Source organism: Pseudomonas sp. LA5, from assembly GCF_028640825.1.
Taxonomy (GTDB): Bacteria; Pseudomonadota; Gammaproteobacteria; order Pseudomonadales; family Pseudomonadaceae; genus Chryseomonas; species Chryseomonas aestiva.
The window spans coordinates 122,096-135,688 of sequence record NZ_JAQYZY010000032.1 but is presented as its reverse complement, the minus strand read 5'-3'; the positions used below and the strand labels follow the sequence as shown (position 1 = coordinate 135,688).

16 protein-coding genes are annotated in these 13,593 nt (G+C 65.4%); 2 read left to right on the top strand and 14 right to left on the bottom strand.

Annotated features, from left to right (window positions below; genetic code table 11):
* Positions 1 to 196: 196 nt before the first annotated feature.
* From thrC to PVZ72_RS24200, 11 genes are all read right to left on the bottom strand, one after another.
* On the bottom strand, positions 197 to 1,606 hold the full coding sequence (thrC, locus tag PVZ72_RS09790) for a threonine synthase (RefSeq protein ID WP_187980222.1): 1,410 nt from the start codon (positions 1,604 to 1,606) through the stop codon (positions 197 to 199).
* Between the two features lie 46 nt (positions 1,607 to 1,652).
* Positions 1,653 to 2,957: a homoserine dehydrogenase gene (locus PVZ72_RS09785; protein WP_027600220.1), complete on the bottom strand. Its 1,305-nt coding sequence runs from the start codon at positions 2,955 to 2,957 to the stop codon at positions 1,653 to 1,655.
* Positions 2,958 to 3,017: 60 nt separating this feature from the next.
* Positions 3,018 to 3,743 carry a thioredoxin fold domain-containing protein gene (locus tag PVZ72_RS09780; protein ID WP_007160960.1) on the bottom strand — a complete coding sequence of 242 codons (726 nt, stop codon included), beginning with the start codon at positions 3,741 to 3,743 and terminating at the stop codon, positions 3,018 to 3,020.
* 62 nt (positions 3,744 to 3,805) lie between these two features.
* Positions 3,806 to 4,696, bottom strand: a complete 891-nt coding sequence (gene xerD / locus PVZ72_RS09775; RefSeq protein ID WP_133862624.1) for a site-specific tyrosine recombinase XerD — start codon at positions 4,694 to 4,696, stop codon at positions 3,806 to 3,808.
* Positions 4,693 to 5,106, bottom strand: coding sequence for an acyl-CoA thioesterase (locus tag PVZ72_RS09770; RefSeq protein ID WP_133862625.1), 414 nt, complete (start codon positions 5,104 to 5,106; stop codon positions 4,693 to 4,695). The genes xerD and PVZ72_RS09770 overlap by 4 nt, the downstream gene beginning before the upstream one ends.
* A 69-nt stretch (positions 5,107 to 5,175) precedes the next feature.
* Positions 5,176 to 5,526 carry a 50S ribosomal protein L19 gene (gene rplS, locus PVZ72_RS09765; protein WP_007160957.1) on the bottom strand — a complete coding sequence of 117 codons (351 nt, stop codon included), beginning with the start codon at positions 5,524 to 5,526 and terminating at the stop codon, positions 5,176 to 5,178.
* 42 nt (positions 5,527 to 5,568) lie between these two features.
* Entirely contained in the window at positions 5,569 to 6,306 is a 738-nt protein-coding gene (trmD, locus tag PVZ72_RS09760; RefSeq protein ID WP_133862626.1) for a tRNA (guanosine(37)-N1)-methyltransferase TrmD, read from the bottom strand.
* Between the two features lie 3 nt (positions 6,307 to 6,309).
* The gene (rimM, locus tag PVZ72_RS09755) at positions 6,310 to 6,846 is read right to left on the bottom strand and encodes a ribosome maturation factor RimM (RefSeq protein ID WP_064307868.1); all 537 of its coding nucleotides are present in this window, start codon (positions 6,844 to 6,846) and stop codon (positions 6,310 to 6,312) included.
* Between the two features lie 5 nt (positions 6,847 to 6,851).
* Positions 6,852 to 7,100 (bottom strand): 30S ribosomal protein S16, encoded by a 249-nt coding sequence (gene rpsP, locus PVZ72_RS09750; protein ID WP_017640797.1) that lies wholly within the window; start codon positions 7,098 to 7,100, stop codon positions 6,852 to 6,854.
* 250 nt (positions 7,101 to 7,350) lie between these two features.
* A complete protein-coding gene (ffh, locus tag PVZ72_RS09745; RefSeq protein ID WP_273861804.1) occupies positions 7,351 to 8,730 on the bottom strand; it encodes a signal recognition particle protein in 1,380 nt (459 codons plus the stop codon).
* Positions 8,731 to 8,906: 176 nt separating this feature from the next.
* On the bottom strand, positions 8,907 to 8,993 hold the full coding sequence (locus PVZ72_RS24200; protein ID WP_108582491.1) for a hypothetical protein: 87 nt from the start codon (positions 8,991 to 8,993) through the stop codon (positions 8,907 to 8,909).
* 157 nt (positions 8,994 to 9,150) lie between these two features.
* Between PVZ72_RS24200 and PVZ72_RS09740 the strand changes: the two genes are divergently transcribed.
* Positions 9,151 to 9,951, top strand: a complete 801-nt coding sequence (locus tag PVZ72_RS09740; RefSeq protein WP_187980225.1) for a cytochrome C assembly family protein — start codon at positions 9,151 to 9,153, stop codon at positions 9,949 to 9,951.
* A gap of 188 nt (positions 9,952 to 10,139) precedes the next feature.
* Positions 10,140 to 11,444 (top strand): MFS transporter, encoded by a 1,305-nt coding sequence (locus tag PVZ72_RS09735; RefSeq protein WP_133862630.1) that lies wholly within the window; start codon positions 10,140 to 10,142, stop codon positions 11,442 to 11,444.
* Between the two features lie 61 nt (positions 11,445 to 11,505).
* Here the strand turns inward: PVZ72_RS09735 and purT are convergent, their stop codons facing one another.
* The 3 genes from purT to PVZ72_RS09720 form a co-directional block, all read right to left on the bottom strand.
* Positions 11,506 to 12,687 carry a formate-dependent phosphoribosylglycinamide formyltransferase gene (purT, locus tag PVZ72_RS09730; RefSeq protein WP_133861264.1) on the bottom strand — a complete coding sequence of 394 codons (1,182 nt, stop codon included), beginning with the start codon at positions 12,685 to 12,687 and terminating at the stop codon, positions 11,506 to 11,508.
* 21 nt (positions 12,688 to 12,708) lie between these two features.
* Complete coding sequence (locus PVZ72_RS09725) at positions 12,709 to 12,906, bottom strand: DUF1289 domain-containing protein (protein WP_133861265.1); 198 nt, start codon at positions 12,904 to 12,906, stop codon at positions 12,709 to 12,711.
* 77 nt (positions 12,907 to 12,983) lie between these two features.
* Positions 12,984 to 13,571 (bottom strand): CoA pyrophosphatase, encoded by a 588-nt coding sequence (locus PVZ72_RS09720; protein WP_133861266.1) that lies wholly within the window; start codon positions 13,569 to 13,571, stop codon positions 12,984 to 12,986.
* Positions 13,572 to 13,593: the final 22 nt, after the last annotated feature.

The following is a 13,593-nucleotide window of genomic DNA, read 5'->3' as shown; positions in this document are numbered from 1 at the left end:
GGGCATTGTACCGGAAAAAAGGCAGGGGACCTTGGGACCGCGGATCCGTAGGTTGGGCTGAGAGCAGCGAAGCCCAACGCTAGAAGGTTCGGGTCCGCCTCGTTGGGCTTCGACGATGGAGCCGTCTCAACCCAACCTACAGGCCCGCGTAGGTTGGGTTGAGCGCCGCGAAGCCCAACACGGGTGTGCTACCGCCCTACAGCGGCTGACCACGCTTGCCGTGGCGGCTGACGAAGGCCTGGACGGCGGCGAGGTCGTTGGGCAGCACGGTGCAACGCTCTTCACGCTGCAGCAGATCGGCCAGGTGGGTCGGTAGGCTGAGGGTAGCGCCGATGCCGGCCTTTTCCACCGCCTCGGGGAATTTCACCGGGTGGGCGGTACCCAGCACCACCATCGGGGTGGCCAGGCTACGCCGGCATTCGCGAGCGGCGCGCACGCCGATGGCGGTGTGCGGATCCAGCACCTCGCCGGTGGTGGCATACACCTCGGCGATGGTGGCGCAGGTCTCTTCATCGCTCACGGCGAGGGAGTCGAACAGCTTGCGCGCTTCGGTCCAGCGATCGTCCGCCACCGTCAGGGTGCCGCTGCTGCGGAAGTTCGCCATCAGCTCGGCCAGGGCCAGGCCATCGCGACCGTGCAGGTCGAACAGCAGGCGCTCGAAGTTGGACGAGACCATGATGTCCATGGACGGCGACAGCGTGGCTTCCAGCTGCTGCTTGTCGTAGCGATTGCCGGACATGAAGCGGTGCAGGATGTCGTTGCGGTTGGTGGCCACCACCAGCTGGCTCACCGGCAGCCCCATGTTGCGCGCCAGGTACCCGGCGAAGATGTCGCCGAAGTTGCCGGTGGGCACCGAGAAGGCGATGGAGCGCGCCGGGGCGCCCAGCTGCAGGGCCGCATGGAAGTAGTAGACGATCTGGGCCATGATCCGCGCCCAGTTGATCGAGTTGACCGCCACCAGCGGGGTGCCCTTGAGGAAGCCCTGGTCGGCGAAGCTGGCCTTGACCATCTCCTGGCAGTCGTCGAAGTTGCCTTCGATGGCGATGTTGTGGATGTTTTCGCCCAGCAGCGTGGTCATCTGCCGGCGCTGCACTTCCGACACCCGCTGGTGCGGATGGAGGATGAAGATGTCGACGTTCTCGCAGCGCTTGCAGCCTTCGATGGCCGCCGAGCCGGTGTCGCCGGAGGTGGCGCCCATGATCACCACGCGCTCGCCGCGCTTGGCCAGCACATGGTCGAGCAGCCGCCCCAGCAGTTGCAGGGCGAAGTCCTTGAAGGCCAGGGTCGGGCCGTGGAACAGCTCCAGTACCCATTCGTTGGCATCCAGCTGGCGCAGCGGCGCAATCGAGCCATGGGCGAAACCGGCGTAGGTCTCTTCCAGGATGGCCTTGAATTCGGCATCGGCGATGGAGCCGGCGACGAAGGGCTTCATCACCCGGAAGGCCAGCTCGTGATAGGGCAGACCGGCCCAGGAGGCGATCTCCTCCAGGGAAAAGCGCGGCAGGTTCTCCGGAACGTAGAGACCGCCATCGCTGGCGAGACCCGCCAGCAGCACTTCTTCGAAATTCAGCGCGGGCGCCTGGCCGCGGGTACTGATGTAACGCATGACTCGACCTCGGGAAAGACGGCGGCGCCGGGCGCCGCCAGGCTGCTCAGTTCAGGTGCTCGACGCGGATGCGGACGACATCGCCGACGACGTCGTCCAGGGCTTCCAGGGCGGTGATGGCCTCGACCATGTGGCGCTCGGTCACGCGATGGGTCAACAGGATCATGGGCACCAGGCCGTCATGTTCCTCGGCTTCCTTCTGCATGATGGACTCGATGTTGATGCCGCGCGCCGAGAGGATGCTCGCCACCTGGGCCAGCACGCCCGGGTGATCCTTGGCCTGGATGCGCAGATAGTAGGCGCTCTCGCAGGCCTCGATCGACAGCACCGGATGGTCGGACAGTGCATCGGGCTGGAAGGCCAGGTGCGGCACGCGATTCTCGGGATCCGAGGTCATCGCGCGAACCACGTCCACCAGGTCGGCCACCACCGCCGAGGCGGTCGGCTCCTGCCCGGCACCGGCGCCGTAGAACAGCGTCGAACCGACGGCGTCGCCATTGACCATCACCGCGTTCATCACGCCATTGACGTTGGCGATCAGGCGATCGGCCGGGATCAGCGTCGGGTGTACCCGCAGCTCGATGCCCTGGTCGGTGCTGCGCGCCACGCCCAGGTGCTTGATGCGATAGCCCAGCGCCTCGGCATAGCCGACATCGGCGGTGGTCAGGCGGGTGATGCCCTCGGTGTAGGCCTTGTCGAATTGCAGCGGGATGCCGAAGGCGATGGAGGCCAGGATGGTCAGCTTGTGGGCGGCATCGATGCCTTCGACGTCAAAGGTCGGATCGGCCTCGGCATAGCCCAGCGCCTGGGCTTCGGCCAGGACATCGGGAAAGGTGCGACCCTTCTCGCGCATCTCGGAGAGGATGAAGTTGCCGGTGCCGTTGATGATGCCGGCCACCCAGTTGATACGGTTGGCGGCCAGGCCTTCGCGCAGCGCCTTGATCACCGGGATGCCGCCGGCCACCGAGGCCTCGAAGGCGACGATCACGCCCTGCTCGCGTGCCTTGGCGAAGATCTCGTTGCCGTGCACGGCGATCAGCGCCTTGTTGGCGGTGACCACGTGCTTGCCGTTGGCGATGGCGCGCAGCACCAGCTCGCGGGCCAGGGTGTAGCCACCGATCAGCTCCACCACCACGTCGATCTCGGGATTGTCGGCCACCGCCAGGACATCGGCGGTGATCGGCGTGCTACCGGTATCGCACTGGGGATTGGGTCGGCGCTGGGCGATCTGCGCCACCTCGATACCCCGCCCGGCGCGCCGGGCGATTTCCTCGGCGTTGCGCTTGAGTACGTTGAAGGTCCCGCTGCCCACGGTACCCAGACCACAGATGCCTACTTTGACCGGCTTCACACCCTTATCCCCCTATCAGGTGGCGCCGCTCCGCAGCGCCGTTGAAATCTTTCGCAGCGCCTAGCGGGCGCCGATTGCCGCTTCCGCCAGCTGGTCGGCCGGCTGGTAGCCCGGGATCATCTGGCCATCGGCGAGAATGATCGCCGGCGTGCCCTGGATGCCCATGTTCTGCCCCAGCGCGAATTGCTGGGCGACCGGATTCTGGCAGCTCTCGGACTTGACCTCACGGCCGGTGAACATCTGGTTCAGCGCCGCCGGCTTGTCCTTGGCGCACCACACCGCCTCCAGCTGCTTGGAACCCGGCGAGCCCATGCCCTGGCGCGGGAAGGCCAGGTAGCGTACCTCGATGCCGCGCTTGTTCAGCTCGGGCACCTCGGCGTGCAGCTTCTGGCAATAGGGGCAGGTGGTGTCGGTGAAGACGGTGATGTGCGCCTTGGTCTCGCCTTGGGCGGGATAGACGATCATCTGGTTGCGATCGAGGCCATTGATCTGCCGCGCCACGGCGACGTTCTCGGCCTTCTCGGTCAGGTTGGAGGCCTTGCCGTCCTTGACCTGATAGAGATAGCCCTGCATGACGAACTGGCCATCGCCGCTGGCATAGAGCACGCGGCCGCCCTTGAGCTGGACCTGGTAGAGGCCTTCCAGCGGACTCTTGGCGATGGACTCGATGGCGAGATTGGGTTGCAGCGCGGTCAGGCTCTGGCGAATGGCCTGCTCAGGTTCGGCCTGAGCCAGTTGCACGCCAAGCCCCAGGCAAGCGGCGAGCAACAGTTGGGAAATACGCATGTTTGACTCCTGTTGAGACGCCGGCAAGCCTACCACAGACCTGCCGGCTACGGCGGTGGGCCCTAGCCGCGCGGATGGTGCTGGGCGTGCAGTTGCTGCAGCCGCACGCGGGCGACGTGGGTGTAGATCTGGGTGGTGGACAGGCTGGTATGGCCGAGCAGCATCTGCACCGTGCGCAGATCCGCGCCGTGGTTGAGCAGATGGGTGGCGAAGGCGTGCCTCAGGGTGTGTGGCGACAGCGAGGTGCGGATGCCGGCCACCTGGGCATGCAGCTTGATGCGGTGCCAGAAGGTCTGCCGGGTCATGGGCGTGCCCCGCTGGCTGGGAAAGAGGATGTCGCCGGGCTGGCCGCCCAGCAGCAGCGGACGTGCGGTCTTCAGATAGCTTTCCAGCCAGGCGATGGCCTCTTCGCCCAGGGGAATCAGCCGCTCCTTGCTGCCCTTGCCGAAGACCCGCAGCGAACCCTCGCGCAGATTGATCTCGTCCAGGGTCAGGCTGATCAGTTCGGTCACCCGCAGGCCGGTGGCATAGAGCACCTCGAGCATGGTGCGATCGCGTAGACCGAGGCTGTCGTCGGTATCCGGCGCCGCCAGCAGCGCCTCCACATCCGCCTCGGACAGACTTTTGGGCAGCGGCGCGCCCAGCTGCGGCATGCTGACCAGCAGCGTCGGGTCCTCGGCGATCCGCCCTTCGCGCACGCCGTACTTGTAGAAGCTGCGCAGGCCGGAGAGAAAGCGCGCGGTGGAACGCGCCTGGTAACCCTCGCTCAGGCGCCAGCCGAGATGATCGAGCACGGCGTCACGGCCGACCGTCTCCAGGGTCAGGCCCCTGCCCTCCAGCCACCGGGCGAAGGCCAGCAGATCGGTGCAATAGGCGCTGCGGGTATGGGGCGACAGCCCCTTTTCCAGCCACAGGGCATCGAGGAATTCCTCGATCAGCCGTTCGGCGCTCACGCGGCGAAGCCGGGCAGCACCGGCGTCGGCTTGCCCTCGTCATCGACGGCGACAAAGCTGAAGGCGCCGTTGATGGCGCGTTCGCGCCCTTCTGCCAGCATGCCTTCGACGAACACCTCCACCTGCACCTTGATGCTGGTGTTGCCAACCTTCACCACCCGGCCGATCAGCTCGACGATGGAGCCGGCGGGAATGGGGTGGTTGAAATCGATCCGGTCGGTGGAGACCGTGACCAGCGGCTTGCGGCAGAAGCGCGTCGCGGTAATGAAGGACACCTCGTCCATCCAGGCCAGGGCGGTGCCGCCGAACAGGGTGTCGTGATGATTGGTGGTGGGCGGGAAGACCGCCTTGGCCACCCGGGTTTCCGACAGCGCCGTGCGCCGCTGGATTTCCGCTTCGCGGGTGCTCATATCTGTAATACCTCGAACCTCAGAAACGAAAAAAGCAGCCGAAGCTGCTTTTTTCTGGTCACGCCGCGATCAGGAAAGCTTTTCCTTGATGCGGGCAGCCTTGCCGGACAGTTCGCGCAGGTAGTACAGCTTGGCCTTGCGCACGTCACCGCGACGCTTGACGCTCAGGCTGTCGACCAGCGGGCTGTAGGTCTGGAAGGTACGCTCGACGCCAACGCCGTTGGAGATCTTGCGTACGGTGAAGGCGCTGTTCAAGCCGCGGTTACGCTTGCCGATCACCACGCCTTCGAAGGCCTGCAGACGCTGACGGTCGCCTTCCTTCACCTTAACCTGGACAATCACGGTGTCGCCGGGGGCGAACGCCGGGATTTCTTTGTTCATCTGCTCAGCTTCGATCTGGGCAATGATTTTGTTGGTCATGTCACTCTGCTCCTAAGACAGGCCGCGGCCCGCCATCGATACCTAACTATCGTTCCGCTGACGGAGATATTCCGCCAGCAGGTTCTGCTCTTCCCCAGAAAGCGAGCGGCCATCCAGAAGATCGGCGCGTCGCTCCGCAGTACGTCCCAGGGACTGCTGCAGGCGCCAGCGCCGGATATGCTCGTGGTTACCACTGAGCAACACGTCGGGTACGCGACGGCCCTCGTACACCTCGGGTCGGGTGTAGTGCGGGCAATCGAGCAGGCCGTCGGTAAACGAGTCCTGCTCGGCGGAATCCACATGCCCCAAGGCTCCGGGCAGCAGTCGCGTAACCCCATCGATCAGCACCATGGCCGGCAATTCACCGCCGGACAGCACATAGTCGCCAATCGACCATTCTTCATCCACGTGCGTCTCGATGAAACGCTCGTCGATGCCTTCGTAACGCCCGGCGATGAGGATCAGATGCTCCTCCTGCGCCAGTTCCCGTACCGCCGCCTGGTCGAGCTTGCGACCCTGGGGGGACAGGTAGATCACCTTCGCCGCCGAATCACCCCGGGCATCGGCCAGGGCGCGCTCCAGCGGCTGGATCTTCATGACCATGCCGGGACCGCCGCCAAAGGGCCGGTCGTCCACGGTCTGGTGGCGATCCTCGGTATAGCTGCGCGGGTTGTAGCAGGTCAGCTCCAGGAGCCCCTGCTTCATCGCGCGACCGCTCACGCCATAGGCGCTCACGGCTTCGAACATCTCGGGAAAGATGCTGATGACATCGATACGCATGGATCAGAAATCCGCGTCCCAGTCGACCTGCATCTCGCCCTTGGCCAGATCCACCGCCAGCACGTACTGGTCGGGCAGATAGGGCAACAGACGCTCACGATCGTCGAGGCTGCCAGCACAGGGCATGACCACCATGACGTCGTTGGCCCCGGTCTCCAGCAGATGATCCACCACACCCAGCCACTGGCCTTCGCGATTGATCACCTTGAGACCTTCCAACTGATGCCAGTAGTAGTCACCGGCGCCCAGCTGGGGCAATTCGCTGCGCGGCACGCAGATCTCGAAACCGGCCATCAGGCGGGCCTCTTCACGATCGTCCAGGCCCTGCAGACGTACCGTCAGGACCTTGCCGTGCAACCGACCGCCGAGCACCTTGACCTGCCGGGTCTCGCCTTCGCGCCTGAGCGTCCAGGTCCGATAGTCCAGCAGATTGTCGAGCGGATCGGTAAAGGAGTAGATCTTGAGCTCACCGCGTACGCCGAAGACCGAAACTATCTTGCCCAGGACCACCAGGTCGGGGGCGGAGGTCGGCGTACTCATGATCTTCAGGCGGTAGCCTGAGCGCTCTTGAGCAGCTGAGCGACGCGCTCGGACGGCTGGGCGCCCTGCGACAGCCAGTAGCTGGCACGCTCTTGATCCACCGACAGACGGATTTCGGCGCCGCTGGCCACCGGGTTGAAGAAACCGATGCGCTCGACGAAACGACCATCACGCGCATTGCGGCTGTTGGTCACGGTCAGGTGGTAGAAGGGGCGCTTCTTGGAGCCGCCACGGGCTAGACGGATGGTTACCATTGAACTTCGTTCCTGTAGTCGGTGCTTGTAGCTGTGGGCACACTGGGCCACATGGCCCGAAAGGCCGCATATTCTAAGGGCTGTCACCCGGTTTGCCAATGGCTTTAAACGGTGCCCTCGGCATTGCGGCAGCCTGGAGACTCCAGCAGCGGAGCCTCGTCGCTCGCGAAGGTGCATCAGCACTGGTGCCGACGCCCTTCACAGAGCCCTTGCCGGTGCCGACCATCTGGCGACGGGCGGCACCAGGAAATCACATCTTGGGCATGCCGCCGCCGGGGAGCATGCTGCCCATGCCGCGCATCATCTTGGCCATGCCACCCTTGGCGGTGACCTTCTTCATCATCTTCTGCATCTGCTTGTGCTGCTTGATGAGGCGGCCGACGTCCTGCACCTGGGTACCGGAACCCAGGGCGATACGCTTCTTGCGCGAGCCGCTGATCAGCTCCGGATCACGGCGCTCGGCCGGGGTCATGGAGTCGATGATGGCTTCCATCTGCTTGAAATGCTTTTCCGCGGCGCCCTGGGCATTGCCCATCTGCTGGATGTTCATGCCGCCCATCATGGTCGGCAGCTTGTCCATCAGCGAACCCAGGCCGCCCATGTTCTTCATCTGGCGCAACTGGTCGCGGAAGTCTTCGAGATCGAAGCCCTTGCCCTTCTTGAGCTTCTTGGCCAGTTTGTCGGCCTTCTCGCGATCCAGGGTCTGCTCGGCCTGCTCGATCAGCGAGAGGACGTCGCCCATGCCGAGGATGCGCGAGGCGACGCGATCCGGGTGGAAGGGGTCGAGGGCTTCGCTCTTCTCGCCCATGCCGATGAATTTGATCGGTTTGCCGGTGATGTGGCGGACCGACAGGGCGGCACCGCCCCGGGCATCGCCATCGACCTTGGTCAGGATCACGCCGGTCAGCGGCAGGGCGTCGTTGAAGGCCTTGGCGGTGTTGGCGGCGTCCTGACCGGTCATGGCGTCGACCACGAACAGGGTCTCGGCCGGCCTGGTGGCGACATGGACCTGCTGGATCTCCGCCATCATCTCGCTATCGATGTGCAGGCGACCGGCGGTGTCGACGATGACCACGTCAATGAACTTGAGCCTGGCCTCACGGATGGCGGCCTGGGCGATCTCCACCGGCTTCTGGCTGATGTCGGAGGGGAAGAAGGTGACCCCGACCTCCCCGGCCAGGGTCTCCAGCTGCTTGATGGCGGCCGGGCGGTAGACGTCGGCGGAGACGACCATGACGGTCTTCTTCTTGCGCTCCTTGAGGAAGCGCGCCAGCTTGCCCGCGGTGGTGGTCTTGCCCGCGCCCTGCAGGCCGGCCATGAGGATGACCGCCGGCGGCGCGACGTTGAGCGCCAGATCCTCGTTCGCCGCACCCATGATGGCTTCGAGTTCGGCGCGCACGATCTTCACGAAGGCCTGTCCCGGCGTCAGGCTCTTGGACACCTCGGTGCCGACCGCCCGCTCCTTGACCCGGTTGACGAACTCCTTGACCACCGGCAGGGCGACATCCGCCTCGAGCAGCGCCATGCGCACCTCGCGCAGGGTGTCCTTGATGTTGTCTTCGGTGAGCTTGGCCTTGCCAGTAATGTGGCGCAGGCTTTGGGACAGGCGGTCTGTGAGATTCTCGAACATGCGGACATCCAGGGCAGAAACGGCGGCTGACCGACAAGTATAACGAAAGAGCGCCTGACCAGGGATAGCCGCTGGGGCCGGTACCGCATGAATCCGTCAGCAGTGCCCGATTCGGCGGGCAGCTGAGAAGGGAGGGAAAGGCACCGGCGCCCAGGCCGGTGCCCGAGGGGACGGGATCAGAAAATCAGCGAGAAGATGCCGATGACCACCACCAGGCCGATCAGAAAGATGATGCCCATGGTACCGCCGAGAAATTTAAGCATGGTCGCGACCTCTTCTAGATATGTACCTCTTGGGACCACCCGGTGGCGGCAAGGGTTCGCCCAGTCTGGCCAGCCGGCGCCAGGGCGCGGCTCAGACTTTCTGTACCGCCCTGTCTGTGCCACACTCGCCTGCTTTCCGCTCTGCTGAAACCGGACCATGCACGCCCTGCTGCCCACCCTCCTGGCCGCCGCCCTCTATCTGCTCGCGACCCTCTACCAGGGCAGTTGCCTGCTGCGCAAACAGCCATCGAACAAGCCCCTGGTCCTGGGTGCCGGCATCCTGGCCCTGCTGCCCCACGCCCTGGCGGTCTACCTGCAGCTGATCCTCGAGCCGACCCTGAGCCTGGACTTCTTCGACGCCTCGAGTCTGATCTCGGCGACCGCTATCGCCCTGATGCTGATCGGTTGCCTGCGCATGCCGCTGCAACCCTTGCTGGTGCTGGTCTATCCCCTCGGCGCCGTCACCGCGCTGCTGGCCGAATTCGTGCCGCCGGGCACCGTGACCCCGCTGGACGTATCGCCCAGGATCGTCGTGCACGTACTGCTGTCGATCATCGCCTATGGTCTCTTCACCCTGGCGGTGCTGCAGTCCTGCCTGGTGCTGTTGCAGAACCATCAACTCAAGAACAAGCACCCCTCGGGACTGATCCGCAGCTTTCCGCCGCTACAGACCATGGAAAGCCTGCTGTTCGGCTTTCTCTGGGCTGGCTGGGTAGTGCTGTCACTGGCGCTGATCTCCGGCTGGTTCTTTGTCGAGGATATGTTCGCCCAGCACCTGATCCACAAGACGGTGCTCTCCTGCATCGCCTGGGTGGTGTTCGGCATCCTGCTGTGGGGTCGCCATCGCCTGGGCTGGCGCGGCCATACGGCGATCCGCTGGACGCTGCTGGGCTTCATCCTGCTGATGCTGGCCTACTTCGGTAGCAAGCTGGTGCGGGAATTCATCCTGCATCGTTGACAGTCGTCGTTCCACTACCTGCATAATCAGGCGACCGAACCACGTTCGGCGCGACCCGGCCAACAGCCGCTTCGCGCCCGGCACGTCATAACAGGTCGTCCCGCCCGTCCCCATCCTCGGACAGCCGCTGCCCCATCGGGCCGCTCCGGCAGACGCCTCCTACAAGAACGACTGCCCGGTAACCCTGCATGTCCACGACCGCTGCCGCCTTCGACGCGCCCACCTCCGTGCCGCGCAATTCCCCCACCCGCGTGGCCACCGCCAGCTTCATTGGCACCGCCATCGAGTTCTACGACTTCTATGTCTATGCCACGGCCGCGGCCCTGGTGATCGGCCCGGTATTCTTTCCCCAGGGCGCGGGCATGGCCCAGACCCTCAGCGCCTTCATCACCTTTGGCATCGCCTTCCTGGCGCGCCCCCTGGGTTCGCTGCTGTTCGGCCATTTCGGCGATCGCATCGGCCGCAAGTCCACGCTGGTGGCCTCGCTGCTGCTGATGGGCATCTCCACCACCCTGATCGGTCTCCTGCCCGGCTATGCCAGCATCGGCGTCTGGGCACCGATCCTGCTGTGCCTGCTGAGATTCGGCCAGGGCCTGGGCCTGGGTGGCGAATGGGGCGGCGCGGCGCTGCTGGCCACCGAGAATGCCCCACCCGGCAAGCGCGCCTGGTTTGGCATGTTCCCCCAGCTCGGCCCTTCCATCGGCTTCCTCATGGCCAACGGCCTGTTCCTGGCCCTGGCGCTGCTGCTGGACGACGAGCAATTCCGCGCCTGGGGCTGGCGCATCCCCTTCCTGCTCAGCGCCCTGCTGGTGGTGGTCGGCCTCTATGTGCGGTTGTCGCTGCACGAGACGCCGGTGTTCGCCGAGGCCATGGCCCGTCGCGAGAAGTTGCGCCTGCCCATGGTCGAGACCTTTGGCAAGCACGGCAAGGCGGTGCTGCTGGGCGCTCTGAGCATGGTGGTGTGCTACGCCCTCTTCTACATCTCCACGGTGTTCTCGCTGAGCTACGGAGTGAAGAACCTCGGCTACAGCCGCCAGGAATTCCTCGGCCTGCTCTGCGTGGCGGTGCTGTTCATGGCCCTGGCCACGCCGCTTTCGGCCTGGCTGGCGGATCGCTTCGGCCGCAAGCCGGTACTGGCGGTGAGCGCTATCGCCGCCTTGCTGTCGGGCTTTGCCATGGAGCCGCTGCTGACCCATGGTTCCAGCCAGGCGGTCGGCCTGTTCCTGGCCCTGGAGCTGTTTCTCATGGGCATGACCTTCGGCCCCATGGGCGCCCTGCTGCCGGAGATCTTCCCGACCCGGGTGCGCTACACCGGTGCCTCGGCGGCCTACAACCTGGGCGGCATCCTCGGCGCCTCCCTGGCGCCCTATGCCGCGCAGCAACTGGTGGAAGCCGGTGGCCTGAGCTGGGTGGGTGGCTATGTCTCGGCGGCGGCGGCCATCAGCCTTGTGGCGGTGCTGTGCATGCGCGAAACGCGCGACCAGTCGCTGTAGATTTTTCTACCCAATAAAAAAGGGCCCCGCGGGGCCCTTTTTTCGTGATGCGCAGACGACGTTACAACTCGACCTTCACCGCCTGGGACGCACGCACGGCCTTGGCCCGCGCGGCCTCGATGCTTTCATCGCGGGCCAGGGCCACGCCCATGCGCCGCTGCCCCTTCACCTCCGGCTTGCCGAACAGACGCAGTGCGGTGTCGGGTTCGGCCAGGGCCGCGCCGAGGTTGGCGAAGGCGGTCTGGCGCGAGTCGCCGTCCACCAGGATCACCGCCGAGGCCGAGGGACCGAACTGGCGGATGGTGGGAATCGGCAGGCCGAGGATGGCCCGGGCATGCAGGGCGAATTCGGAGAGATCCTGGGAGATCAGAGTCACCAGGCCGGTGTCGTGGGGCCGCGGCGAAACCTCGCTGAACCAGACCTGGTCGCCCTTGACGAACAGCTCCACGCCGAACAGACCGCGACCGCCCAGGGCCTCGGTGACGGCGCGAGCGACCCGTTCGGATTCGGCCAGGGCCTGCTCGCTCATGGCCTGGGGCTGCCAGGACTCGTGGTAGTCGCCCTTGACCTGGCGATGCCCGACCGGTGCGCAGAAGGAGGTGCCGCCGACGTGGCGCACGGTCAGCAGGGTGATCTCGTAGTCGAAGTCGACGAAACCCTCGACGATCACCCGGCCCTTGCCGGCACGCCCGCCTTCCTGGGCGTACTGCCAGGCGGCCTGCAGCTCGTCGGCGCTGCGCAGCAGACTCTGGCCCTTGCCCGAGGAACTCATGATCGGCTTGACCACGCAGGGATAGCCCAGCGCCTCGGCGGCGGCGGCGTAGTCTTCGTAGGTGTCGGCGAAGTAATAGGGCGAGGTGGGCAGGCCCAGTTCCTCGGCGGCGAGGCGACGGATGCCTTCGCGATTCATGGTCAGCTGGGCCGCACGGGCGGTAGGCACCACGGTGTAGCCCTCGCCTTCCAGCTCCACCAGGGTAGCGGTGGCGATGGCTTCGATTTCCGGCACGATGAAGTGCGGCTGCTCGCGCTCGATCACCGCGCGCAGGGCGGCACCGTCGAGCATGTCGATGACGTGACTGCGGTGGGCGACCTGCATGGCCGGGGCATCGGCATAGCGATCCACGGCGATGACTTCGACGCCCAGGCGCTGCAGTTCGATGACGACTTCCTTGCCCAGTTCGCCGGAGCCGCAGAGCAGCACGCGGGTGGCGCTGGGGGACAGGGGGGTACCGATACGGGGCATGACAGATCTCTCCGGCTGATATCAGGTCAGGAAGGCCGCACCGCTCGCTCGCGCCCGCTCGCCGCAACGCAGCAGCACCTCGCGGCGCTCGCTCTCGCTCATGGACATCCAGCGGGTGATCTCGGCGGCGCTGCGCTGGCAACCGATGCAGATGTCCTGTTCGTCCAGGGCACAGACATGGACGCAGGGCGAACGCACGGGTGAATCGGCGGTGGTCATGCGGCTTCCCTCGAATGGCCGCGCATTGTGCCCGTTAATACCAAATTTGGCATGTGCCTTTACCTTGCCGATACCGCTCAATCCCGCTTGGGCGGTGCCTTGAGCACGATGCCGGCGTCGTACAGCAGGTTGACCAGTTCGACGATGATCACCGCGGTCAGCCCCCAAATGCGGTGCTCGCCATATTGATAGCTGGGCACCTGCCAGCGCAGGCCATCGTGGTCGACCCGGAAGGTGTAATCCGGCGGCACCTCGCAGAAGAACCGCAGGGGCACGGTGAAGATCGCGGCGATCTCGGCTTCGCTGGGAATGTATTCGAGCTGATCCGGAATTAGCGCGACGACGGGGGTCACCGCCAGGCCGTAGCGCGACACCAGCGGACTCAGGGGCGCGATGACTTCCACCAGACCCGGTGGCAGCCCGACCTCTTCCTCGGCCTCGCGCAGGGCGGTGGCCACCAGGTCGGCATCCTCGGGATCACGCCGCCCGCCCGGCAGGGCCACCTCGCCACCGTGGGTGGACAGGTTGCTGGCCCTCAGGGTGAGCAGCAACTCGGGATGCTCGCCACGAATGATGGGCACCAGCACCGCCGCTTCCTGGTAGCTTTCGGTGCCGCTCAGGGTGCGCGGCTGATAGTGACGCAGGCGCTGGAGCAACTCATCCACGCCAAGATTCTCCCTTGCTCAT